Origin of the sequence: Agrobacterium tumefaciens str. B6 (genome assembly GCF_001541315.1) — a bacterium.
GTDB lineage: Bacteria > Pseudomonadota > Alphaproteobacteria > Rhizobiales > Rhizobiaceae > Agrobacterium > Agrobacterium radiobacter.
Window position 1 is genome coordinate 93,661 of sequence record NZ_LMVK01000007.1, and the last position, 24,045, is coordinate 117,705.

The window sequence follows — 24,045 nt, forward strand, 5'->3', positions numbered from 1 at the left end:
CGGAACCAGTACCTTTTCTCCGGCGTTTTCCCTGCAAGGAGGACGCAATATGACGAAGAAAAAGAAATCGAAAACCGTTGAAAAAGGGCCTTCCAGCCCGAACGACATTCCCCCCGCCGGCCCGCATGCCAAACCCTCCCTCACCGACTATGACAAGACGCCGGGCGCGGGCAGCCTGCCGGATGACGGTGAGAAAGACGTGTCTCCCGGCGCGGGTTGATGCGCACGGGACGGAGGGCCGCGCCAAGCCCGAAGGACTCTGCGGCGATCGGGAAATAGTGTCCTGAACCAGATACTTACCCGCTGGGCAGTGGCTCGCCGGTGCTTTTTTGTTCTCCGCCCATTGCAAAATCAAAAATTGAGCCTATATTTTGGATATCGACCATTGCTTGTGACGTCGTTCTGGAACAGACTGTTCCCCGTCGGATTTCCTCTCAAATAATCGATCTTATCCCGCAAGGTATCGCGGGAACCACAACGATTCTACGAAAGGAAATCGTTATGAACACTGGTACTGTAAAGTGGTTCAACGCCACCAAGGGCTTCGGCTTCATTCAGCCTGACAACGGCGGCACGGACGTTTTCGTTCACATTTCCGCTGTTGAGCGCGCTGGCATGCGTTCGCTGAACGACGGCCAGAAGATCAGCTACGAGATCGTCCAGGACCGTCGGTCCGGCAAGAGCTCGGCTGACAACCTTCAGGCAGCTTGATATTCGTCATTTGACCCCGCAGACCACGGATGTACTGGCTGCAGGTTTAAGTGATTGTGAGAGGTCGGGTCAAAGCCCGGCCTTTTGTTTTTGGGCCATGGAGGTCCTCATGCGTAAAAATCCCTACCGATGCGGCGATGCCATATTCTTGAAGCCAGGCGTGCTGGGCAACAACCAGCCCGACGGTCCTGGCAGGGTCGTATCGATCCTGCCCGAAGCGCAGGGAACTGTACGCTACAGGGTGCGTTTCCAGCATGAAAATTTCGAGCGCAACATCGCACTCGATGAAATAAGTGCGCCCACCTCGGCGCCATCGCCGTCGCGCAACAGCGAAAGCCCATCGGCGCGCGAAACGGGATCGAGCTGGATCAATCCGGACAGGATTAAAATCAGAAAATAGCAGCTGCGGCTGCATAAAGGAGATATTCGTGCAGGTACTCGTTCGAGACAATAATATAGAGCAGGCCCTTCGCGTTCTGAAAAAGAGAATGCAGCGTGAGGGCATTTTCCGCGAGATGCGGGCCCGGCAGTCCTATGAAAAGCCCTCGGAAAAGCGCGTCCGCGAAGAAGCAGAGGCCGTGCGCCGCCACCGCAAGCTGGCGAAGAAAAAAATGCAGCGCGAAGGGCTGTTGCCCGCCCCCAAAAAGGTTGCCCGCCCCCGCTAGCCGTTCGATACTGCTCTTCCGTAAAGGAGAATGCCATGGCTGCGACAAAAGAAGCTTTTTTCAAACCCGGCAAACTATCCGCGCAGGACAAGGCGTCACTGACGGATAGCGCCGCAAAGCAGATCATAAACGCCGAGGCCGCTCAGCGCGCCCGCAAAACGGAACGCCTTCGCCAGCTTCGCGAAGCCCAGGAAGCGACGATCATAACCGACACGCCCGTTTCCGCAAAAAAACGATCCGGCAAGAAATAGCCGGACGGGATTTCCAGCATCGACGATCGAACGGGTCTTGAACGGATTATCTCATACCCGCTCAAGGCCCCATCAATCCAACAGGAGGAGGACACCATGGCCAAGGGTCAATTGCGCAGTAACAAGGAAGTCCGAAAACCGAAGAAGGACAAGACGGCGAAAGTGGCTGCAGCGCCGCCAGCCGGTTCGCAGGTCAAGTTCGCAAATGCCACGACAGCGGACGGCAAAAAGAAGTAGTGCGACGCGCAGCCGGCAAGCCACGACGAATAAAAACATCGCGATAGGCGCCGGACTTGTTTTGGCCACATTGCCAGTTTAAATAGCTCTCATGGCAACTGCTGGTGAGCGCGAATGAAATCGATGTTCGCAGTTGTTTTAGTCGCTTCAGACTTTTGACCACGGATGTACTGGCACTGGTGTTGAGAGCGATATGAGGAAGGTCGGTGCAATATTGCCCCGGCCTTTTTTGTTGCCTGCGGCAGCGAATGCTGCATATTCCCTGCGGTAACGGAATTAACTTGCCTATTCCCCATAAACGGCGCACGCTTCTTCATCGGTAATTAAAGGGCGTTGCCACCGTCAGGCCTGCTGCATTTCCAGCCCTGTCCCGCCTGCTGACCACCAGGGAAGCGATTCGGAATTCACGCGACATGCATGACGCCACGGGCCGGCAACGGTTTCCCTGGCGCTGCCCGCGTCTCAAGGCGTTGAAGCGTCCTCGCACCATCTCCGGATGGCAGCGCGACGCTCCGGCTTTTGTGAACCTCACAAGAAAGGAGGACGCCATGTCTTCCGCATATGAAAATTGCATCATCACATCGCAGGACCTCAAAATGCTCCAGTCCGTGCTGGAAGGTCTCGGTTATGATCGCCACACCATGGATGAAGAAATCGTTCTCTACAACAATGCCGCCCGCAAGGTGATCCAGCTCTTTCAGGATGGCTTGACCGACCCCGCCGATATCTCGGAGGAAATGCTGTTTCTGTTCGGCGTTCACAAACATGAACGCGTAAGACCGTGGAGACCGCTGCCGCGTTATGCCATTCAGGGTCTGCCGCCTCTTTACCGGTGATGCTGTTGCCGCCCTTTTCGTGGCAACCACGCGAAGCGGCCTTCAAAATCACCGATGAAAATAACGGCTTGGCAAAAGCCGTATATCAGGCAACACTGAAATTGAGCGTCCCGCGCGCGATCAGGCGCATCCGGGAAGCTTGAGTATGGAATGTGCATCAGGTGAGTTGCGGGACCATGACCGGCCTGCGCCGGGTCCCGACTGTCCCCATGCCGGTAAGTTTTGCGTCTGCGTGGAGGTGAGTATGACGTATGACTGGAGCGGCCGCAAAATGCGCCGCATGCGAGCGGCGAAACTGACGATCATCAGCCTCGTCGCAGCTTTCGTGCTGACAGCCCCGATTTTCGCCCATTATTGAGGTTCGCAGCCGCAAGACAGGATCATACCGGCTGGCGGGTTTCACTCCGATTTCTCAACCGGTTCTTCAGCCATTTCTGAACGGGCTGGTCATAATAAACCGTCAGCCACCATGACAGGCACGTCGTGGCGATGAGAAAAACAATGCCCGCCGGCAAAGCGAGATTTTCCCTGTGCCACACCGGGATCAGAAACTCCGTCCAGGCCAGAAGCGGAATATGCAGCACATAGACCGCATAGGACGCCGTGCCGAGAAACACCGACACCATTCCCACCCCGCGCCCCGGAACCGTCTTGCTGGCCACGAATAGCAGCAGCGGCCAGACAAACAGGACAACCGCAAGATCGAAGAACGGCCGAAGCTCCCGCGACATGGGCACAGCCAGAATGAAACAGACCAGCAAAAGGCAAAGCGCCGCCTGAAAGGGTTTCAACTGCGGTACGCGATTGCGGAAACGGTAAATCAGCACGCCGGCAAAAAACGAGAAGAACACCCGGCCCATGCCCGCATACATTTCGTGCCAGCGAAACCCCGCATGCAAACGGCCGAACTCGGCGGCCGCCACCATCAGCACAAGCGCGCTGACGGTGAGCACCACAGCGGTCTGTCTCGTCGTGGCCCGAACACCCCAGCGGGCATAAAACGCATTCACCACAAGTTCGTTGAAAAGCGACCATGCAGGGCTGACGAGAAACAACGCGCCGTTCAGGGTCAGCGTGAAGGGCGCCGGCAAAAACAGCAGCCCCGTGAAAAGGGCAAAAGCGAGCTCGCCGGGATCGACAAGACGATGCAAATCGTCGATCGGCGTCGGCACGCCCAGCACGTAGAGGCAGATGAAATAAGCCGCCATCAACGCCAGCGCCAGCGCATAAAGAGGGTAAAGACGCGCAAAGCGCGCCTTCAAAAAAAAGCCCGGTGTAATCGCCCCTTCGCTCAGCTTCCGGCTATAGGCATGCGCCAACACGAAGCCGCTGAGCGCAAAGAACAAATCCACGGCGAGATAGCTCGAAGCCGTGCTTTTTCCGAACAGATCCTCGGCATGGCGGTGGACGATGAAAAGGGCAGCCACTCCCCTTATGCCGTCGAGCAATAGGAAGCGTTCCGGGGACGACTGGACCATGGCGTGAGGCTCGGTGTGGCTGGCGGATTTAAAAGTTCACAAGCAACGAGCTTTAGCGCGTAGTGGTTTGCCGCTGCCAGTCACAAACTGGTTAACGTGGCAAACATCCCGTATTATTATAGGGTACTAAAGGGTGATCGACACCCTTTCGCGGCTGCGAAAGGCGTGCTACGTCCGGATGTCATCGATCTTTTGACCCTTTGACTCTGCGGCCTGTCCTTTTGAATTCAGCTTGATTTCGCTTGGATATCTTCGGCGCAAATTCAGATCGGGCGGGTTCGGCGGCAAGCAACTTTTTCGGAGTCTCACCATGTCCACCATTGCAGAACGTATCAGAAAAATCATCGTGGACCAGCTTGGCGCCGACCCCGCCAATGTGGTGGACGATGCCAATTTTGCTGACGATCTCGGTGCGGATTCCTTGGAGACGGTTCAGATCGTCATGGAAATCGAGGAGGAATTCGGAGTGGAAATTCCAGATTCCGCCGCAAGCACGATCCTGACCGTCGGCGACGCCATCCGTTTCATCGAAAAAAACAAGGCGTGACCGACGGGGAATTTACCCCGCAGATGACGCCGCTGAAACAGCCTGCGGCTTGGCCAGAAGCAGGCTTTCGGCATAGGCCATCATCAACGGCCCGACACCCTTAGCATCGTCGGACACCACCGGTTCGGTCAGATAATATTCCGGCGTTCCATCGCGATAATTGCCCTCGAAGCCGCCAAGGCCCGCGACATGCACGATGCCGGTGAGGCGCATCACGCCCTCTTCATCGGCTTTCAGCCGCGTTTCCAGAAGCGTCTCAAGCGCGCGGCGGCCCGCCGAAACGGCAGCAGTCGCCTCTTCGCCCTGCACAAGCTTCAGCCGCACTGCGTGCAGCAAGGCATAGGCAAACATGGCCGAGGCGGATGTTTCCTCATAATTGCCCGCAAGGCCCGGATTGTCGAGAACCTGCATCCAGAGGCCCGTCTTAGTCTGCCGTGCGATGATGCCCGCCAGAAGACGTCGTGTGCTCTCCCGAAGCTCCGCCGTCGCGCCATCCTCGGGCAGGATGGTCAGTGCGTCCACCAGCGCCATGGCGAGCCAGCCAACCGCACGCGCCCATATGGCGGGAGACTTGCCGCTCTGAGGATCGGCCCAACGCTGGCTGCGGCTGTCGTCGTAACCATGGGCATAAAGCCCGCCACTATCCGCCGTGGCCGCGAGCGCCGCTGAAAACTGCCGCAGCGCATCGTCGATCAGCTCTGTTCGGCCCGTCGCCTGCGCATATTCGATCTGGAAAGGAAGTCCCATATAAAGCCCGTCCAGCCAGACCTGGTGCGGATAACGCTTCTTGTGCCAGTAATTCCCGGCGGCAATGCGCGGATGGTCGTGGAGTTGTCCCGCCAGATGTTCCGCCGCGGCGAGGTAACGCGGATCGCCCGTTTCCGTCGCCAGGGGAAAGAGAACGCGGCCGGCGAGGACGTGGTCGATATTGTATTCCTGCGGATCGTAACCGGCGAGCGCTCCGTCAGCCGCTATCTGTGCATCGGCCAGACGGTGCAGATGGTCATTCCAGCGCGCCTCTCCGGTCGCCCCAAACAGCTGCTGCAAGCCGCGATAGACACATCCATCCTCATAACACCAGCTTCCGCCCTTGTAGTGCTGATAACGGTTAGAGAATTGATCAAAATATTCAGTGGCTTTCATGGATTCTCTCAATCGGAATCTGACACAATGGAAACGGAAGCGTCGCTCAGCAGGGCGGGATTATCGCAGACTATATGCGCCTGTTCGAAAACAATCGCCTCATGGCGCATGGGGCGCACCCGGTCGGCCATGATCGGCGGCGTTGCGATGGCCGACGGATCGCGCGAGACGATGGTGAGATTGCGGATGGCGACATTGCGGATGGGCGCTTCGGGAAGACCGAGAAACGCGCCGGCAGCATGGGAGAGATTGCGGATTTCGACGTCCTCCACGGTAATGCCGTCGATAAAGGGAGTACCGCCATCGACCGGCGCAGGGTTTCGCGACTGCACCTGTTCGTCATGTCCATCGGCGTCGCAATGGTAGTGGGCATTGGCGGAAAGCGCGGTCTTCACGCCATCCAGCAACACCCGGCGCATGGCGATGCTGCTGACGGCGCCGCCCCGCCCGCGCCGTGTCTTGAGGCGCAGGCCGCGATCCGTGCCGATCATGTCGCAATCCTCAACCGCCACGTCATGCACACCGCCGGACATTTCCGAACCGATCACCAGGCCGCCATGGCCGCGCTCCATCAGGCAATGACCTACACGCACGCCGCGTGTTTCAGCGAGATGATCGTCCTCGCCGTCAGGGCCTCGCTTTCCCGCCTTCACCGCGATGCAATCATCGCCGACGGAAAAGCGCACGCCTGATATCGTGACGTTGCGGCAGCTTTCTGGATTGAAACCATCGGTGTTCGGACTGTCATGCGGCGCGGCGATGCTGAGACCGGCGGCGATCAAGTCTTCGCAGCCTTGCGGATGGATCGTCCAGGAGGCGGCGTTTCGGATGGTGAAACCGAGCAGGTTTGTCTTCCGGCAGGAGACGAGGTGAAGGCCGCGCGGCCGGCGCGCGCCACCGCGGGTTTCTTTCGGCCAGCTCCACCAGTCGCCCGCGTCGCCGGAGCCATCGAGAATGCCCCTACCCTCGATGACGAGTTTATCTGCCCCGATGGCATGAACCGGCGCGGCAAAACAGGCATCCGGCAATCCTTCCCAGCTGCCCAGCATGCGGCCGGCCTCATCGCGTGCGGACAATATCTGCCAACCCTTGCGGGTGGAGGGCGCGCGCAGCACGGCTCCCTGCGCAAGGTGAAAGGTCATGTTGCTTTTGAGGCGCACGGGAAAGGCGGTCCAGACACCGGCTGCAAGCCGCAACGCGCCGCCCTGCGGCACGGCGGCAATCGCCCTTTCCAGCACCTGCGCATTGGCGCGCGCACCCTCTTCATCATCGAGCGCGACATCCGGCGTCAGGGGAAATGCCGCAGCCTCCACAAGCCCGGCACAGGGAGAAGTTCTGAACTCCAGCCTTCCGAACCCTTCCGCTTTAAAGATATAGCGCGTATCCGGGGATAGATCATGCAGCAGCGTCACGACGGTCGCGGTTTCGCCGCTCCGTTCGTCGCCATCCTCCGACATCAGACGCCATTCCGTTCTGGACGGAAGGAAATATCGAGCGCCGGGCGCAGCAAGGCAAAGCGCTGCCGTTCGCGCCGAAGACGCGATGATAAGGGGTTCGTTCATGCTCTCTTCTCGTCTTTCGTGCATGGCCGGCCAAACCCTTGGCGGACAGGCTTCATATCATCCGGCAGCCGGATAGAGGGCCCGCCACCAGAGGCGGCGGGCCATTGTCATCAATCGAACTTGGCAAGAACATCGTTGGTCGTATCGATGATCTGCTCGGCCGCCTCTTCCGCCGTCAGCTGGCCATAGGCATATTCTTCAAGCGTATCGATAAAGCCCGAGCGGATTTCCGGATGTTCGTTGAAGGGGGAAACCACCGGTCCCGATGCCGCCATGACGATGGCATTGGCGGCGCGCACTTCCGGCTCGCCCTTGTCACCCAGACGCGCCGCCGCAGCCTTCGACGCCGGCAGACCGCGCGAGGTGCCAAGCGCGTCGACGCCCTCCGGCTCGTTAAGCAGGCAGTTCAGAATCTGAGCAGCCGCTTCCGGATTTTTGGAGTTTTTCGAGATCGAAAATACCATGGAGGGCTTGCGATAAACGCCTTCCGTCACGGCATCGGCAAGCTTCAGCATCGGCACCGGTTTCAGAACCTGTCCCTCCTTCAGGGGATCGGCATATTTCGAATAGGTCGAGTCCCATTCATAGGAGCCGGCGATGCGGCCTTCGGACCAGGACGGTTTTTCATAGAGATTGACGTTGCCATCGGCCGCCTCCTCTTTCTGGGAGCGGATGGAGCCGGTTTCGACCAGCTTGCCGACGAAGGAGATGCCCTCTGCCAGTTCCTGCGGCGTCCAGGCCACGCGGTTGGTCTTGGGGTCGACCAGATCCTTGCCCGTCTTCTGCACGATGGCCAGCGTTACGAGCAGCTGGGCGGTCTCTTTCACGGCATTGAAGGTGTAATAGTCCTTGCCGAGCTTTTCCTTGATGGTCTTGGTTGCCGCGAAGAACTCATCCCAGGTCTTCGGAATTTCCACGCCCGCCTTCTCGAAGGTGGTGGCGTTAAAGAAGAAGACGCGGCCGGTGGTGGAGACGGAAAGCCCCTGCAGCACGCCGTTCATCGATCCTGCCTCCAGATCGCTCTCGGCCCATTGCGAAAGATCGAGCGGTTTCAGCTGGCGCAGATCGGCAAAACCTTCGCCGTTCTTGGAAAACAGCGGCAGCCACGGCCAGTTGACCTGAACGATATCGGCTTCCGTCTTGCCGGCCATCTGCGTGGTGAGCTTTTCCAGATAACCGTCGAAGCCGGTGAATTCGCCCTTCACGGTGTGGCCGTATTTCTCGCCGCAGGCGGCAATGGCCTTCTGGGTGGCGACATGACGGCTTTCACCGCCCCACCACGACATGCGCAGTTCCGCAGCACCCGCAGCGGGGGCCGCCGCCATGGCGGCATAAGCGGCACCGGCGAACATCGCCATCATTCTTGTCGTCGTCTTCATTGTTCTTCTCCTCCTCGAAAAATCAGGCACACCCGTCCCCTCCTCACAGGGAGACGTTGCGGCCATCGGCCTTGTCGAAAATATGCAGCTTCTCCGGGTCCGGTTTGAGCCGCAGGATGCCGTCGCGCCCGAGCGCTTCGAACTCCGTCGCACCGACCACGCTCACCAGCTTCTGGCCGCCGAGATCGGCATGCAGATAGACCTCGTGGCCCATGAATTCCGCATTGGTGAGTTTCGCCTGCAGCGCCGGGCCATCGGTGGCCTCCGCCAGTGAAAGATGCTGCGGGCGGATGCCGATGACGGCATCTACCGGCTTTGCTGAAAGACGCCTTTCAAGATGTTCGCCGATCGGCAGGCGCTGCCCGCCAATGACGAATTCCGCACCGTCGATGGCCACATCCACGAGGTTCATTTCCGGCATACCGATAAAACCGGCCACGAACAGATTGGCGGGATGGTTGTAGAGCTCCTTCGGCGTCGCGACCTGCATGATGCGGCCGGCCTGCATCACGCAGATGCGGTCGCCCATGGTCATGGCTTCGGTCTGGTCATGGGTGACGTAAATGACCGTCGAGGACAGGCCTTCCGCCTTCAGCTGGCGGTGCAGATCGGTGATGCGTACCCGCATGGAGGCGCGCAGCTTGGCATCGAGATTGGACAGCGGCTCGTCGAACAGGAACACGCCAGGCTTCTTGATGAGCGCGCGACCCAGCGCCACACGCTGCGCCTGTCCGCCGGAAAGCTGCTTCGGGAGACGGTCAAGCAGCGGCTCGATTTCGAGAATGCGCGCGACATTCTCGATCGCCTTTTCGATCTCGGGTTTTGCGACACCGGCGATCTTCAGGCCAAAAGCCAGATTGCCGCGCACCTTCATATGCGGATAAAGCGCATAGTTCTGGAATACCATGGCTATGGAGCGCTTGCCGGGCGGCAGGTCGTTGACGCGCTGGTCACCGATCAGGATTTCACCGCCGGTGATTTCTTCCAGCCCCGCCACCATACGCAGCGTCGTGGATTTGGCGCAGCCGGAAGGGCCGACGAACACCATGAACTCGCCATCCTCGACGTCGAGATTGATACCATGCACGGCCTTGAAGCTGCCGCCGTAGATTTTTTCGAGATTTTTAAGTTGAACGCTTGCCATTTTCAGCCCTTGACCCCGCCAGACGAGATCCCTTCAATGAAATACCGTTGCGCCGCAAAGAACACGATCAGCGCAGGCGCGATCGTCAGCACCGACATCGCCAGGATGCGGTTCCATTCAAAGGCTTCGGTGGTGTCGATGGAGAGTTTGAGCGCGAGGCTCACCGGATATTTGTCGACCGAGGACAGGTAGATCAGCGGCCCAAGGAAATCGTTCATCGTCCACATGAACTGGAACAGGCAAACCGAGATCAGCGCCGGCGCCAGCATCGGCACGACGATATAAACGAGCGTCTGCAGGCTGTTGGCGCCATCCACCCGGGCGGCTTCTTCCATGTCCGATGGCAGCGAGCGCAGGAACTGCACCAGCATGAAGACGAAGAACGCATCACCGGCGAACGCCGAGGGAACCCAGAGCGGCAGGAAGCTATCCAGCCAGCCGAGATCACGAAAGAGGATATATTGCGGAATGCGGGTGACGACATTCGGCAGGAGCAGGATGGCGATGACCGACCCGAACAGGATTTTCTTCAACGGAAAATCGAAGCGGGCAAAGGCATAGGCCGCCATGGTGCAGGAAATCGCCGTGCCGATGACCTTCGGCAGGATGATCAGGAAGGAATTCCAGAAGAACCGGCCGAACGTATAGGGCGTCGAGGTTTCCCAGCCGCGGATATAGCCGTCCAGCGTCGGGTTTTCCGGGATGAAACCGGCGCCGGAGAAGATTTCCGAATTGGTCTTGAAGCTTGCGCCCACCAGCCAGATCAACGGGTAAAGCATGACGAGGCCGACGGCGAACAGCAGCACGTAGCGGACGGAGGTGGAGAGCAGCCTGAGCCGTGCCCGGCGGGCCGCCTGCATGTCGTTTAGGATTGCGATATCGGTCATGGCATCAATTCCGCTTGTCGCCGGCGTAATAGACCCACTTCTTCGAGGACCAGAAGGCCACGAGGGTCAGCACGGTGATGATGGTGAAAAGCACCCAGGCGATGGCGGAGGCGTAGCCCATGTTGAACTTCTTGAAGGCCTCGTCGTAGATATAAAGTGGCAGGAGGTAAGTGGACTTCAGCGGCCCGCCCTGGGTGATGATGTAAGGTCCGTTGAACTCCTGGAACGCCTGCACCATCTGCATGATGAGGTTGAAGAAGATCACGGGTGTCAAAAGCGGCAGCGTGATGAAGAAGAAGGTCCTGACCTTGCCCGCGCCATCGATGGCGGCCGCCTCGTAAAGCGACTTGTCGATGGATTGCAGGGCGGCGAGAAAGATCACCATCGCCGAACCGAACTGCCAGCAGCGCAGCAGCGTAATGGTGAAAAGCGCGTTGCCGGGATCACCGAACCAATCGACCGGCGACAGGCCGACGGCCGCCAGCGCCATATTGGCGAGCCCCTCGCTTGCAAAGATGTAGCGCCACAGAACCGCAATCGCGATGGAGCCACCGAGGATGGACGGCACGTAAAAGGCCGTGCGGAAGAAGTTGATGAATTGCAGCTTATAATTGAGTATAGCCGCAATGAACAGCGCGAAGGCAAGCTTCAGCGGCACCGTCAGAAACACGTAGAACAGGGTAACGTTCAGCGATTTCATGAAGGTGCGGTCACGGGTGAAGAGCCGCTCGTAATTGGCAAGTCCAGCCCAGCTGGGATCGCTCATCAGGTCGTAACGGGTGAAGCTGAGATAGAGCGAACCGAGAAACGGGATTGCCGTGAAGACCAGCAGCCCGATGATGTAAGGCGTCAGATATCCCAGCCCAAGGAAGCGCTGAGATTTCATGATGCTCCTCCCCGCGCGCCGATGGAACGCGAATGACAGAATACAATTTCGTACAAGTGAATCTCCCGGAACGGCCGGCGGCGGGCGCATGATGGCGCAACTTCTTGCCGCGACCGATCTCCTCCCTCATTGATACGGCGCGTAAAAGCGATTTATCCGATGACAAAACCAAATTTCCGCGCCAAGGTGAATTAACAAAGATGAGGAAAAAGATGGACGAAATCGAAGGTGGTATTCTGTCGTCCGTTCCACCTGCGGCGCTGAACCTCAACCTGACGCGCGCGACGATCAAGATGGAACATTCGCGCACCTGGCAGATCGACAAATCCAACCAGGTGGACGACCTCATCATCTGCCTGGAAGGGCGAGGGCATTATCTCATCGATGGCGAATCAAGGGTGCTGGAGCCCGGTGATGCGATGCTGATTTTGAAGGGGCAGCGCTTTGTCGGCTGGAACGAGCAGGCCATGACCTATCGCGGCGTGGCGCAGCATTTCACGCTCGATATTTATGGCCGCCACAACCTGATCGCGCAGATGGACCTGAAGCCGAAACTACGGCTGAGCCGCTGGCCGCTTTTGGAGCCGCTCGTGCGTCACTACCGGCAGAGCGCCCCGCCCTCCTCCGTGACACTGGGCCAGCACCATCTTTTCATGGTGCTTCTGATCGCCTTCATCGACGACGCCTTCCTCGGCTGGGTTGACCGCCCGAGTTTCCAACCGGAAGGCACGGAAGGCCTAGACCTTGCGGTGATGAAGGCGATCACCATGATTTCGGCCAATCCGCTGGACCCTGACATTGCCGGTCGGGCGACAGACGCAGCGCCCTATAATCGCGATTATTTCCTGCGCGAATTCCAGAAACGGGTGGGTCGAACGCCGCGGAAATATCAGGAATTCAAGCGCATGGAACGCGCCATGCATTTTCTCGAGGCAGGGCTTTCAGTCTCGGCGGCCGCCGCCGAGGTGGGGTATGGCGACCCCTATTATTTCTCACGCATGTTCAAGCGCACACTGGGACTAAGTCCGCGCGAGCATATGAACCGGATACGCCGCAGCCGGCATGGCAATCTGATGGCGTTTGACGAGCATGAACAACAGAGGCTGCTTGCCGCCGAAATGGAAAAGGCCCCGGCATAGCGGGGCCTCCTTGTTTGGAACCTCCGGAGTTACCGGAACAGTGACGGCAACCACAGGGAAAGCGACGGAATATAGGTGACGGCGAGCAGCACGGCGATGCTGGCGCCGAAGAACGGCCAGATCGTCCGCATCGCCTCCCGTATCGATATGCCGCCCACCGCGCAGCCGACGAAGAGCACCGTTCCGACCGGCGGCGTGTTGAGGCCGATGCCGGCATTCAGGATCATCACGACGCCGAAATGCACGGGGTCGATGCCGAAGGCCTTCACGACAGGCAAAAGCACCGGCGTGGAGATGATGACCATGGGCGCCATGTCCATGAAGGTGCCGAGCAGCAGCAGGATGACGTTGATGACCAGCAGCACGATGATTGGATTGTCCGAAATCGCGCTGATTGCGGCGATCATCAGCGTCTGCACCTGCAGGAAGGCCATCAGCCAACCGAAGGACGCCGCCGTGCCGATGACGAGCAACACCATGGCCGTGGTGCGGACGGCACCCATCACCGCTTCCACGAAACCGTTCCAGTCCAGCTCGCGGTAAACCAGCATGGCTACGAGGAAGGCATAGAGCACGGCGATGCAGGAACTTTCCGTGGCGGTGAAAATGCCCGAGCGCACACCGCCGAAGATGATGCCGATCAGCAGAATGCCGGGGAACGACGCCAGCAGATAATACATCAGCTTCGAAAAGCCAGGAAACGGTTCGGATGGATAACCCTTGCGGCGGGCGACGATATAGGCCGTCACCATCAGCGCCGCGGCCAAAAGCAGGCCCGGAATGATGCCGGCGGTGAAAAGATCGGCGACCGAGACATTGCCGCCCGCTGCAATCGAATAGAGGATCATGTTATGCGAGGGCGGGATCATCAGCGCGATGATGGCGGCATTGACGGTGATATTGACGGCATAATCCCTGTCATAACCGCGTTTGGCCATTTGCGGGATCATCAGCCCGCCGACAGCCGAGGCATCGGCGACGGCCGAACCGGAAATGCCGCCGAACAACGTCGAGGCCACGATATTGACCTGACCGAGGCCGCCGCGCAGGTGCCCGACGAGACCGGCGGCAAAACGGATGAGGCGATGGGCGATGCCGCCGCGCACCATGAGGTCTCCGGCGAAGATGAAGAACGGGATCGCCATCATCGCAAAGACATTCATGCCGGAATTCATCTGCTGGAACACAACGACGGGTGGCAGGCCGAGATAAAGAACCGTGGCGAAGGAAGCGATGCCGAGGCAGAACGCGATCGGCGTGCCGATCAGCATCAGCAGGGTGAAGACGCCGAAGAGAATGGTGTAAGCCATTTTACGCAGCCTCCTGCACGATCACGTCAGCCGCGATTTCCTCGCCGATGATAAGATCGATGAATCGTTCGGCGGAAAACAGCGCAATGAGGAAACCGCCGCCGATCAGCGGGAAGAAGTCCGTGCCGCCGGGCCAGCCGAGAACCGGGATCGTCGCCGACCACGTGCCCATGGAAAGCGAGGCGCCATACCAGGCCATACCGACGCCGAAGAAGAAGATGAGCGCAAGGCTGGTCAAGTCCATGACTTTCTGCACGCGTGGCGACATCATGTAGCGCAGAATATCAAGCCCAAGATGCACGCTTTCGCGCACGCCGACGGCTGCCCCCAGCATGATGAACCATGACATGAGATGCAGCGACAGCGGCTCCGACCAGCTGGGTGAATCATTCAGGATGTAACGGGCAAAGACCTGCCACCCGACGATGAGCGTCATGGCGATCATACCGATACTGGCAATATAAAGCGACGCGTGGCTGAGCGCGCCGAGAAAGGGGCGGATTGCCCGCATGAAATTTCGCATTGTCTGTTCCTCCGCATCCACGGCGACAAAAGAAAACCGGCCCTGTGTCCAGGGCCGGTTTTCCGCGCGTTACTTGACCGCTTTCACCCGTTCCAGAAGGTCTTTCATCTTCGGATCGGTGACGAATTTGTCGTAGACCGGACCCATCGCCGCAGCGAATTCCTCTTTGTTGACCTTGATGACGTTGGCGCCGCCGGCGCGGACTTTTTCTTCCGACGCCTTTTCGCGGGCGCTCCAGAGTTCGCGCATCTTGGCAACGGAATCCTTGGCGGCCTGGCGCAGCAGCTTCTGGTCTTCCGGCGAGAGCTTGTCATAGGAAATCTTGGAAATGACGAGAATTTCCGGATTGAGGGAATGCTCCGTCAGCGAGTAGTTTTTCGCCACTTCATAGTGGCGGGCGGATTCGTAAGACGGCCAGTTGTTTTCGGCGCCGTCAACGACGCCGGTTTCAAGTGAGGAATAGACCTCACCCATCGGCATCGGCGTTGGGTTGGCGCCAAAGGCCTGCATCATCGAAATCCACAGATCGGACTGCTGCACGCGAATTTTCAGGCCCTTCAGGTCCGCCAGTTTTTCGACGGGCTTTTTGGTGGTGTAGAAGGAACGCGCACCGGAATCGTAAAAGGCAAGGCCGACAAGGCCGTGTGGTTCGAAGGCTGCCAGAACCTCATCGCCGATCGGGCCGTCCACCGTATTGTGCATGTGCTCGGTCGAGCGGAACAGGAACGGCAGACCGAGAACGGTGGTTTCCTTGACCAGATTGTTGAAGGGGGCGGCGTTGACGCGGTTCATGTCAATGACGCCGAAACGGGTCTGCTCAATGGTGTCTTTCTCGCCGCCGAGAACGGAATTGTTCATGACCTGGATCTTGATGCGGCCATTGCTTCGCTCGGCCAGCAGCTCGCCCATGTATTTCACGGCTTCGACGGTTGGATAACCATCCGGGTGGATATCGGCGGAGCGCAGGGTTATCTCCTGCGCGCCGGCGGCCACACCTGATAGCGCGATCCCCATCGCGACGCACATCATGCTTGCAATCTTTTTCATGCTTTCCTCCTCCATTGTTGAAACGGCCCAGCCCCTCCAAGGCTATCGGACCGATTTTTTCACGCCCATCCGGGCCGGCATGCAAAGACCTCTCATTTAAAAAGGATGATGGGACCTCCCTTCCCCTCCCATCCCGAATTGACCTATGCCGCCTTGAATGGCGGCAGCTTGAACAGCGCTTCCGGATTTTCCACCAATGCACGATGACGGGCCGCCTCATCCGGCAGCCAGCCGAGCGTCAGTTCGGCAAGGCGGGCATCGTCCGGATAGGCAGCCGTTTCGCGCACCGAATTATGCGGCCAGTTGGTGCCCCAGACGATGCGCTCCGGCGCATGGGCGGCGATCACCCGCGAAAAGGCGGCGACATCCTCATAGGGCCACTTCTCCCGCGAACTTTCATAGACGCCGGCGAACTTGAACCAGAGATTGCCGCGATCCATCAGCTTCAGAAGAACAGTCATTTCCGGACCGTCCGTTTTGATGCCCTTGAAGAACTTGCCGTGGTGATCGAACACCCAGCGTGAGCGGATTTTCTGAAGACGTGGCAGGTGGTCGAGAAGACCATTGCCGTCGAATTGCACCGCCACCATCCAGTCAGCCGCGTGCGCCCTCTCATCCACCGCCTCAAGCTCGGAAAGGTTCACCGCACCGCCAGGCAGATCCATGATGCGCGCGCCAACGGCACCGGCGGCGGCAAGCTTTTCCATGTCCTTCTCGGTCGTACTCGCATCGATAATGACCACGGCGCGGGCCGCTTCGCCCATCTCAGCAACACAGGCGAGCGTGTTGCCATTATCGCGCTGATGGGCGTTTCCCTGAGTGATGATGACCCGATCGATGCCGAGCCATTGCATGAGCTTGCGATAGTCCTCCGGTCCCGGCAGGGCGCCCGGCGGCAGGCCCGGCCCGCCCGGCAAGGCCGGATAACCGGGCAGATACATATGCATCTGCGTGTCGACGGCCCCTTTCGGGAAGGCGGGCCGAGGCGCTGTGCCGCTCAGTTTTCTGACGGGTTCGCTCACGGGTCTGGCATCCTGAATTCAAGCAATGCGTCGCGGTTGATCTCAATTCCAAGGCCCGGACCATCGGGGATGGCGACAGTGCCGTTTACCGCCTCGATCGGCTTGCTCAGCACGGCCTGGCGGAAGGGATTATAGGTGCGGTCGAACTCCATGATCGGCTCTATCGGATTGACGCGCACCGGATCTGGCGTCATCGCCGCCATGAATTGCAGGGCGGCGGCGATCTGCACGCCGGTCCCCCAGACATGCGGCACGATGCGCACGCCGTGCAGCGTGGCAAGCGTCGCAATCTTCTGGGTTTCGGAAAAGCCGCCGCAGCCGCATAGATCGGGCTGGAGAATATCCACAGCACCAGCGGAAAGCGCCTGCCACATGCCATAACGCCCATGCCAGGTCTCGCCGCCCGCAACCGGGATTGGCTGACCTGCCCGCACCCGGGCATAGGCATCAAGCTGTTCGGGAACCACCGGTTCCTCAAACCAGTCGATACCATAATCGGCAGCGCGATTGCCGAGCGTGATGGCTTCGGTGACGGTATAACCGTGATTGGCGTCGATCATCAGCCGCATATCCGGCCCGATGGCCTCCCGCACCGCAGCGATGACTCTGAGGTCTTCCTCGATACCGAAACCGATCTTAATCTTGCAGGCGTGAAAACCCTCTGCCCGGCGTTCCGCCATCTCCAAGGCATTGTCGGAGACGCGGTCAACGCCATCGCGCTTGAAACTGCCGGTCGCATAGGCGCGCACGCTTTCACGCCAGCGCCCGCCGAGCAGCATCGAGATGGAAGCACCGTAGTGCTTGCCCTTGATGTCCCAGAGCGCAATGTCGATGCCGGACAATGCGGTGAGGCTCAGGCCACGCTGGCCCTGATCGCGCAGGGCATTATAAAGCATGGCCCAGATTTTTTCGGTCTGGCGCGGGTCCTGGCCGATAAGCCAGCCCGCATAAGCCTGAACCACGGCGGCATTCGGCCGTGCCGGGCCGAGGCATTCACCCCAGCCGACGGTCCCGTCGTCACATTCGATCTCAACCAGAATATGGGCGCGTCGATCAAAGCGCATGGATGCGCTTTCAAACGGCGTGTCCAGCCGGTGCTCGAGCAGATGCGTACGCACCGCCGTGATTTTCATGGCTCGCCTCCCGTCGTGTCTCGATTAGGGTTTGCGCTTATGCGTGCCGATCAGGGCATCGAGCATGCCGATTTCCTCATTCGTCAGATCCTTCAGCGGCGCACGCACCGGACCGGCGTTGAAGCCCTGCAGGCGCACGCCGGCCTTGACGGCGGAGACGGCGTAACCCTTGGCGCGGTTGCGGATCGCCATGAACGGATAGAAGAACTCCGTCAGGATGCGCTCGCAGGTGGCGCGCTCACCGGCACGCAGCGCCGCATAGAACTCATTGGCAAGGCCCGGCACGAAGTTGAAGACCGCCGAGGAATAGGTGGTGAAGCCGGCGCCGAGATAGGCTTCGGCAAACAGTTCCGCCGTCGGCATGCCGCCGAGATACATCAGGCGGTCACCCATCTTGGCGGTGATCTGGCGCACAAGGCCGATATCGCCGGTGCCGTCCTTGAAACCGACGAGGTTCGGGCATTCGTCGCAGAGACGCGCCAGCGTATCGGCCTGCAGCACGGAATTGTCACGGTTATAGACCATGACGCCGATGCCGACCGACTGACACACCTTCTTGATATGGGCGTATAGCCCTTCCTGCGGCGCATCGATGAGGTAATGCGGCAGAAGCAGGATACCGTCAGCACCGACCTTTTCGACAGAGCGGGCAATATCAACGGCGATCTCGGTGCCGTAACCGCAGCCGGAAACAATGGCGGTTTCGCCGGCAACTTCCTTGGCGGCGGAGACGATGGTGGGGATCTCATCCGGCTTCAGCGAAAAGAACTCACCCGTGCCGCCGGCGGCAAACAGCACCGGCGCCTTGTATCCGGCGAGCCATTCGACATGCGCCCTGTAGCTATCGGCCGCAAAACGACCCTCGGCATCGAAATGGGTGACCGGGAAAGACAACAGACCGGAGCCAAGCGCCGTCTTGATTTGTTCAGGGTTCATCATCGAAATTCCTCTGCAAGTTCACTGACTGAAAGCCACCTAAGCCGCTTGCCGCATCTTTGTCAACAACTCATCATACATCTTGTATGATGAATTTCGAAAATCTGTCACAGATCAACGCGCCAGCCAGCCGCCATCGACATTGAGAATGGCGCCATGCACATAATCCGCCGCCGGCGAAGCCAGAAAGACCGCTGCGCCGGCGATATCTTCGGAATGGCCCCACCGCCCCGCCGGAATACGCTCGAGAATGGCCTTGTTGCGGGCGGCATCAGCGCGCAGCGCCTCGGTATTGTTGGTTTCGATGTAACCGGGCGCGATGGCATTCACATTGATGCCCTTCGCAGCCCACTCATTCGCCAGAAGCTTGGTAAGACCGGCGACGCCATGTTTCGCCGCCGTGTAGGACGGGACGCGAATGCCGCCCTGAAACGACAGGAGCGAGGCGATATTGACCACCTTGCCGGGCCGACCTTTTGCCAACAACTCTTTCGCAAAGGCCTGCGTGGTAAAAAACAGCGCCTTGAGATTGACATCCATAACCTCGTCCCAGTCGAGTTCGGAAAACTCGACTGAATCGGCACGGCGGATGATGCCGGCATTGTTGACGAGAATATCGAAGCCGGCATCGACAAAACTGTCCTTCGCCGCCAGCGGATCGGCGAAATCGATCGACAGGGCGCTCGCCTTGCCGCCATCCTTCGCGATGATATCAAGCGTTTCATCCGGTGCGCGGCGCGCGGCGCAGACCACCTCCGCACCGGCTGCGGCGAGCCCCACCGCAATCGCCTGACCAAGACCGGTATTCGCGCCTGTCACGAGCGCCTTACGCCCCTGAAGCGAAAAGGGATTTCTCATTTCAGATCCCCCGGCTGGATGAAGTCCATGTCGGTATAGTCGACATTGTCGCCCGCCATGGCCCAGATGAAGGTGTAAGAACCGATGCCGGCACCGGAATGGATGGACCAGGGCGGCGAAATCGCGCCTTCTTCGTTCGAAATGAACAGATGGCGGGTCTCCTGCGGCTCGCCCATCAGATGCAGGACGCGCGACTTTTCATCCATGCCGAAATAGAGATAGGCTTCCATGCGGCGGTCATGAATATGCGAGGGAATGGTGTTCCAGACGGAGCCGTCCTCAAGCATCGTATAACCCAGCACCAGCTGGCAGCTTTCCATGACCAGCGGATGGATGAACTGGTTGATGGTGCGCTTGTTGGAGGTTTCGGTCGCGCCGAGCTTGACCTCCTTGCTGTCGGCAAGGCTGACGAGCTTTGCCGGCAGGCTGCGATGCGCCGGGCAAGACGTGATGTAGAATCGGCCGGCACCATCAAACGTTACCGCGCCGCTGCCCGCACCGAGATAAAGCACGTCACCGCGATTGAGCGTGTAGGTCTCGCCGCCGGCGCTGACGGTGCCCGCCTCGCCGATATTGACGATGCCCATTTCACGCCGGTCGAGGAAGGACGGCGTCTTGGTTTCTTCCACCTTGTCCAGCGTCAGCGGCGCACCATTTGGCACCGCGCCGCCCATGACGAAACGGTCATAATGGGTATAGATCAGCCTGATTTCACCGGAACGGAACATGTCGTTGGCGAGGAAATGCCGGCGGAGCCCTTCGGTATCCAGCGTTTTTGCATATTCCGGGTTCACGGCCTGCCTTGTTTCGACGGTCAGCATCAAACTCATCCTTCATGATTGTTGCGTATGGCACATAATATATGTTATCCGCTTTTTGTACGATCTGTATGACAAGGTCAAGAGGTGCCGGCATATCTCGACCAGGCTGCGGACGTGGAACAGGCTTGGGAGAATTGCAATGAAACGGCTTCTTGTTACCGGTGCGGCGGGCCAGCTTGGCCGCGTGATGCGTGAACGCCTTGCACCGATGGCCGAGATATTGCGTCTTGCCGATCTCGCCCCGCTCGACCCGGCGGGGCCGAACGAGGAATGCGTGCAATGCGACCTTGCGGATGCGAATGCCGTGGATGCCATGGTCGCCGGTTGCGACGGCATTGTTCATCTGGGCGGCATATCGGTGGAGAAGCCCTTCGAACAAATCCTTCAGGGCAATATCATCGGGCTTTATAATCTCTACGAGGCCGCCCGCGCCCATGGCCGGCCGCGCATCGTCTTTGCCAGCTCAAACCATACAATTGGCTATTATTCCCAGACCGAGAGGCTCGGTCCCGACGTGCCCGTCCGGCCGGACGGGCTTTACGGCGTTTCCAAATGTTTCGGCGAAAGCCTTGCCCGCATGTATTTCGAGAAGTTCGGGCAGGAGACGGCGCTGGTGCGCATCGGCTCCTGCACACCGGAACCCACCAATTACCGCATGCTTTCCACATGGTTCTCATACGATGATTTTGTGTCGCTGATCGAAGCGGTGTTTCGCGCACCGGTGCTCGGCTGCCCGGTCGTCTGGGGCGCATCGGCCAATGATGCCGGCTGGTGGGACAATTCGCATCTCGGTTATCTCGGCTGGAAACCGAAGGACAATGCCGAGACCTTCCGGCAGCATATATCAGCGACAACGCCGAAGCCTGCCCCTGAGGATGCGCTGGTGCGGTTTCAGGGTGGCGTGTTCGTCGACAATCCGATCTTCAGGGAAAGCTGAGATGCCGCATGAAACATTCCCGGCGCAAGCGGCGGGATTGCAAGCCGGGCAGCGAATGACGTATCGAGGACCGGTGCACGCAACCGACATTTTTTAGAACGGCGACCAAGATGACAAAAGCGACAACCTCCGAACCGGGCGCTCCACAGGGCAGAACGCTTGTGGTGAAGGTTTCCGAGGAACTCCGCAGCCAGATCGCCAAGGGCCGTTACAAGACGGGCGACCGCCTGCCCTCCGAAGCGCAGATGACGCAGGAATTCGGCGTCAGCCGCACGGTGGTGCGCGAGGCTATCGCTTCGCTGCGATCCGACGGTCTGGTCGAACCCCGTCAGGGCGCCGGCGTCTTCGTGCTGGAGCCCGCACCTGCGGAGCGGCGGCCCTTCCACAATGTCGATCTCGCACGCGTCTCCTCGCTGATCGAGATGCTGGAGCTACGTACGGCCGTGGAAGGCGATGCCGCCGGCCTTGCCGCCATTCGCCGTTCGCCGGCGCAGGAAGAAAAGATCATCGAGGCCTTCGATGCCTTCCGTGCCAGCGCCGCCAAGGGCAGCCCGACGGCCGAAGCCGATTTCGCCTTTCATCTCGCCGTGGCCGAGGCGACCAACAATCCCCGCTTCAGCGAGTTCCTGCAGGTGCTGGGGCCGACCGTCATTCCACGCCGCGCCGTGGCCGAAAACGGCTCGGAAACCGTGCTTTCACCTGCCGATCTCAGCCGTCTCGTCGGCGAACACGAAGCGATCCTGATCGCCATACAGGACGGCAACGAGGATGCGGCGCGAAGCGCCATGCGCAACCACCTGAAAAGCAGCCAGACGCGGTATCGCGCCATGCTGCGCGCACCACGCTGAAACTGCCTAAACCGCATTACATGATTGAGGAGAACGACATGCAGCAGCTACCGACATTCCCCACCGTTTCACCCGACGATGGTGTCGAACGCACCGTGCTTTCCGAAGCGCCGGAGCTGATGGTGGTTTCCTTCCGCTTCAAGACCGGTGCCGAAGGAAAGCTGCACAGCCATCCGCATGTGCAATCCACCTATGTCGCCAGCGGCAGTTTCCGTTTTTACCGCGATGGTGAAGCCTATGACCTGCAGAAGGGCGACAGCCTTATTGTGCCCGGCCATATCGAGCATGGTTGCCTGTGCCTGGAAGAGGGCGAGCTGATCGACTGCTTCACCCCGCGCCGCGACGATTTCCTCTGAGGTAGAGCGCGGCGGCAGGTCGTCACTCCAGTGACAAATCCCGCAGGGTGCGTGGCAGGCTGTTCATGCACTCCACTCCAGATGATGTAACAAGAAACTGGTCCTCGATCATCAACGCACCCAACCCTTCGCCATAAAAGGGCGCTTCAAGCGCGACCACCATGTCCGGAAGAATGATTTCGGCATTGTCATGGGAAAAGAACGGCCATTCCTCGATGCCCACACCACCGCCGACGGAATGGCCGAAATGGCCGCGATAATATTCGCTGAAACCATCCTTACGCATCGAGGCGAGCATCGCGGCGTGCACCGCACCGAAGCTGTTGCCGGGGCGAAGCGCTTCCAGCCCGCAGGCGAAGGCTGCTTCCAGCGCCTTGAAGATATCGGACGCCAAAGGCGAGACCGGTCCCCATGAAAAGGTTCTTGCACCATCCGACGAATAACCGTCGACCAGCGTACCGACATCTGCCTTGATCAGCGCACCCGGCGTCACAACCGCCGCCATATCCGACAAGGCAGGCCCCACGGATATGTAATCCCAATGCCCGCTCAGTGAAAAACCGGATTTCATGGCATGCGCCTGCACGCCGGCCTTCCAGGCGGCAGAAAGTCCGCCGAGCGCTGCTCCGGGCCTCACGGCCGCTGCCATTGCGACCAGCCCGGCCTCAGCCGCCGCTGCCGCGCGCCGCAGAAGCCCGATCTCGCGTTCGGATTTCACCGCGCGCAGGCGGCGCAACACCGCCGAACCGTCGATCCAGTTCACATCTGGAAGCGCCTGACGCAGCGCCAGAAAATCGGCAGCGGGCATGAATTCGAGATCGGCGCCGATGCGCGCGCCCGATAGTCCACGCTCCTGCAGCAGGTCAGCCAACAGACCGAAACAGGCCGTGCGATCGAATGTCTCCGGCCTCGGGCCGCCGGCATTATGGCGGCGATAGGCATCGTCCACCTGCCCGATGGCCTCAGTACCGGACAGATCGACCCTATCGATCCAGATGCGATGGCAGCGCAGATCGATGTCCGGCGCGGCCTTTCTGACGAGCGGGGCGGCATGATCGCTGACGGCAGCAGCAAGCCCTGCACCAGCATCGGCCGGCACCAGCGCAATCACTGAGCCCGCCCTGCCCCACATCGTCGCGACACCGGCGGCAGCGCCGACCGTATAGCGGAAAGCTTCCGGCTGGAACAACACCAGCGCGTCGATATCAGCCTCCTGCATCAATTGTTGCGCACGGATTCGGTCGATATCGCTCATGGGGACCCCGGTAGATCGTTTGCGCGCGGTGCTAGGCCGCACGGTTTATGAACCTACGCTTTAGCAGTCGCCGGGAGAGGAATGAAGGTGGAAGATTTCCGCACGCGGAGGAGCCTTGTCCTATCCCAATGAGG

The 24,045-nt window shown here is 59.6% G+C and carries 28 protein-coding genes; 12 read left to right on the plus strand and 16 right to left on the minus strand.

Annotated elements, in window-relative coordinates; all coding sequences use genetic code 11:
- The first annotated feature begins 49 nt into the window (after positions 1-49).
- From ASB65_RS28670 to ASB65_RS07565, 7 genes are all read left to right on the plus strand, one after another.
- Positions 50-220 carry a hypothetical protein gene (locus tag ASB65_RS28670; RefSeq protein WP_174014761.1) on the plus strand — a complete coding sequence of 57 codons (171 nt, stop codon included), beginning with the start codon at positions 50-52 and terminating at the stop codon, positions 218-220.
- A 281-nt stretch (positions 221-501) separates the two neighbouring features.
- Positions 502-711: a cold-shock protein gene (locus tag ASB65_RS07545; protein WP_003508146.1), complete on the plus strand. Its 210-nt coding sequence runs from the start codon at positions 502-504 to the stop codon at positions 709-711.
- Between the two features lie 109 nt (positions 712-820).
- A complete protein-coding gene (locus tag ASB65_RS07550; RefSeq protein ID WP_003508143.1) occupies positions 821-1,111 on the plus strand; it encodes a hypothetical protein in 291 nt (96 codons plus the stop codon).
- A gap of 28 nt (positions 1,112-1,139) precedes the next feature.
- Positions 1,140-1,376, plus strand: a complete 237-nt coding sequence (gene rpsU, locus ASB65_RS07555) for a 30S ribosomal protein S21 (protein WP_020810479.1) — start codon at positions 1,140-1,142, stop codon at positions 1,374-1,376.
- 35 nt (positions 1,377-1,411) lie between these two features.
- The gene (locus tag ASB65_RS07560) at positions 1,412-1,627 is read left to right on the plus strand and encodes a hypothetical protein (RefSeq protein WP_003508141.1); all 216 of its coding nucleotides are present in this window, start codon (positions 1,412-1,414) and stop codon (positions 1,625-1,627) included.
- A 96-nt stretch (positions 1,628-1,723) separates the two neighbouring features.
- Positions 1,724-1,864, plus strand: a complete 141-nt coding sequence (locus ASB65_RS28675) for a hypothetical protein (RefSeq protein WP_003508140.1) — start codon at positions 1,724-1,726, stop codon at positions 1,862-1,864.
- Between the two features lie 548 nt (positions 1,865-2,412).
- Positions 2,413-2,700, plus strand: a complete 288-nt coding sequence (locus ASB65_RS07565) for a hypothetical protein (protein ID WP_060723532.1) — start codon at positions 2,413-2,415, stop codon at positions 2,698-2,700.
- Between the two features lie 380 nt (positions 2,701-3,080).
- Here ASB65_RS07565 and ASB65_RS07570 read toward each other — a convergent pair whose 3' ends face one another.
- Positions 3,081-4,178 carry an acyltransferase family protein gene (locus ASB65_RS07570; protein ID WP_060723511.1) on the minus strand — a complete coding sequence of 366 codons (1,098 nt, stop codon included), beginning with the start codon at positions 4,176-4,178 and terminating at the stop codon, positions 3,081-3,083.
- Between the two features lie 310 nt (positions 4,179-4,488).
- Here ASB65_RS07570 and ASB65_RS07575 point away from each other — a divergent pair, with 310 nt between their 5' ends.
- The gene (locus tag ASB65_RS07575; protein WP_020810476.1) at positions 4,489-4,725 is read left to right on the plus strand and encodes an acyl carrier protein; all 237 of its coding nucleotides are present in this window, start codon (positions 4,489-4,491) and stop codon (positions 4,723-4,725) included.
- 12 nt (positions 4,726-4,737) lie between these two features.
- On the opposite strand, the gene ASB65_RS07580 is transcribed toward ASB65_RS07575, so the two are convergent.
- The 6 genes from ASB65_RS07580 to ASB65_RS07605 all read right to left on the minus strand — a co-directional run bounded on the left by ASB65_RS07580 (position 4,738) and on the right by ASB65_RS07605 (position 11,726).
- Positions 4,738-5,868: a glycoside hydrolase family 88/105 protein gene (locus ASB65_RS07580; protein ID WP_060723512.1), complete on the minus strand. Its 1,131-nt coding sequence runs from the start codon at positions 5,866-5,868 to the stop codon at positions 4,738-4,740.
- Between the two features lie 8 nt (positions 5,869-5,876).
- Positions 5,877-7,430, minus strand: coding sequence for a glycoside hydrolase family 28 protein (locus ASB65_RS07585; protein ID WP_060723513.1), 1,554 nt, complete (start codon positions 7,428-7,430; stop codon positions 5,877-5,879).
- A gap of 110 nt (positions 7,431-7,540) precedes the next feature.
- Positions 7,541-8,809, minus strand: coding sequence for an ABC transporter substrate-binding protein (locus tag ASB65_RS07590; RefSeq protein WP_060723514.1), 1,269 nt, complete (start codon positions 8,807-8,809; stop codon positions 7,541-7,543).
- A 43-nt stretch (positions 8,810-8,852) separates the two neighbouring features.
- Positions 8,853-9,953, minus strand: coding sequence for an ABC transporter ATP-binding protein (locus tag ASB65_RS07595; RefSeq protein WP_060723515.1), 1,101 nt, complete (start codon positions 9,951-9,953; stop codon positions 8,853-8,855).
- Positions 9,954-9,955: 2 nt separating this feature from the next.
- The gene (locus ASB65_RS07600) at positions 9,956-10,840 is read right to left on the minus strand and encodes a carbohydrate ABC transporter permease (protein WP_026372451.1); all 885 of its coding nucleotides are present in this window, start codon (positions 10,838-10,840) and stop codon (positions 9,956-9,958) included.
- 4 nt (positions 10,841-10,844) lie between these two features.
- The gene (locus ASB65_RS07605; RefSeq protein WP_004444977.1) at positions 10,845-11,726 is read right to left on the minus strand and encodes a carbohydrate ABC transporter permease; all 882 of its coding nucleotides are present in this window, start codon (positions 11,724-11,726) and stop codon (positions 10,845-10,847) included.
- Positions 11,727-11,938: 212 nt separating this feature from the next.
- On the opposite strand from ASB65_RS07605, the gene ASB65_RS07610 reads away from it, so the two are divergent.
- On the plus strand, positions 11,939-12,865 hold the full coding sequence (locus ASB65_RS07610) for an AraC family transcriptional regulator (RefSeq protein WP_060723516.1): 927 nt from the start codon (positions 11,939-11,941) through the stop codon (positions 12,863-12,865).
- 29 nt (positions 12,866-12,894) lie between these two features.
- Here ASB65_RS07610 and ASB65_RS07615 read toward each other — a convergent pair whose 3' ends face one another.
- The 8 genes from ASB65_RS07615 to kduI form a co-directional block, all read right to left on the minus strand.
- Complete coding sequence (locus ASB65_RS07615; protein ID WP_020812560.1) at positions 12,895-14,175, minus strand: TRAP transporter large permease; 1,281 nt, start codon at positions 14,173-14,175, stop codon at positions 12,895-12,897.
- A 1-nt stretch (position 14,176) separates the two neighbouring features.
- Positions 14,177-14,698 carry a TRAP transporter small permease gene (locus ASB65_RS07620; RefSeq protein WP_020812561.1) on the minus strand — a complete coding sequence of 174 codons (522 nt, stop codon included), beginning with the start codon at positions 14,696-14,698 and terminating at the stop codon, positions 14,177-14,179.
- A 69-nt stretch (positions 14,699-14,767) separates the two neighbouring features.
- The gene (locus ASB65_RS07625; protein WP_060723533.1) at positions 14,768-15,745 is read right to left on the minus strand and encodes a TRAP transporter substrate-binding protein; all 978 of its coding nucleotides are present in this window, start codon (positions 15,743-15,745) and stop codon (positions 14,768-14,770) included.
- 143 nt (positions 15,746-15,888) lie between these two features.
- Positions 15,889-16,767, minus strand: coding sequence for an amidohydrolase family protein (locus ASB65_RS07630; protein ID WP_081088407.1), 879 nt, complete (start codon positions 16,765-16,767; stop codon positions 15,889-15,891).
- Entirely contained in the window at positions 16,764-17,900 is a 1,137-nt protein-coding gene (locus ASB65_RS07635; protein WP_060723518.1) for a D-galactarolactone cycloisomerase, read from the minus strand. The genes ASB65_RS07630 and ASB65_RS07635 overlap by 4 nt, the downstream gene beginning before the upstream one ends.
- Before the next feature lie 24 nt (positions 17,901-17,924).
- Positions 17,925-18,836 (minus strand): 5-dehydro-4-deoxyglucarate dehydratase, encoded by a 912-nt coding sequence (gene kdgD / locus ASB65_RS07640; RefSeq protein WP_003508120.1) that lies wholly within the window; start codon positions 18,834-18,836, stop codon positions 17,925-17,927.
- Between the two features lie 114 nt (positions 18,837-18,950).
- Positions 18,951-19,694: a 2-dehydro-3-deoxy-D-gluconate 5-dehydrogenase KduD gene (gene kduD, locus ASB65_RS07645; protein ID WP_020812566.1), complete on the minus strand. Its 744-nt coding sequence runs from the start codon at positions 19,692-19,694 to the stop codon at positions 18,951-18,953.
- Positions 19,691-20,515: a 5-dehydro-4-deoxy-D-glucuronate isomerase gene (gene kduI, locus ASB65_RS07650; protein ID WP_020812567.1), complete on the minus strand. Its 825-nt coding sequence runs from the start codon at positions 20,513-20,515 to the stop codon at positions 19,691-19,693. The genes kduD and kduI overlap by 4 nt, the downstream gene beginning before the upstream one ends.
- A 139-nt stretch (positions 20,516-20,654) precedes the next feature.
- On the opposite strand from kduI, the gene ASB65_RS07655 reads away from it, so the two are divergent.
- The 3 genes from ASB65_RS07655 to ASB65_RS07665 all read left to right on the plus strand — a co-directional run bounded on the left by ASB65_RS07655 (position 20,655) and on the right by ASB65_RS07665 (position 22,656).
- Entirely contained in the window at positions 20,655-21,452 is a 798-nt protein-coding gene (locus ASB65_RS07655; RefSeq protein ID WP_020812568.1) for an NAD-dependent epimerase/dehydratase family protein, read from the plus strand.
- 110 nt (positions 21,453-21,562) lie between these two features.
- Positions 21,563-22,300 carry a FadR/GntR family transcriptional regulator gene (locus tag ASB65_RS07660; protein WP_003508113.1) on the plus strand — a complete coding sequence of 246 codons (738 nt, stop codon included), beginning with the start codon at positions 21,563-21,565 and terminating at the stop codon, positions 22,298-22,300.
- 38 nt (positions 22,301-22,338) lie between these two features.
- Complete coding sequence (locus tag ASB65_RS07665; protein ID WP_020812569.1) at positions 22,339-22,656, plus strand: cupin domain-containing protein; 318 nt, start codon at positions 22,339-22,341, stop codon at positions 22,654-22,656.
- A 22-nt stretch (positions 22,657-22,678) separates the two neighbouring features.
- On the opposite strand, the gene ASB65_RS07670 is transcribed toward ASB65_RS07665, so the two are convergent.
- Entirely contained in the window at positions 22,679-23,911 is a 1,233-nt protein-coding gene (locus tag ASB65_RS07670; RefSeq protein WP_060723519.1) for a M24 family metallopeptidase, read from the minus strand.
- Between the last annotated feature and the right edge of the window lie 134 nt (positions 23,912-24,045).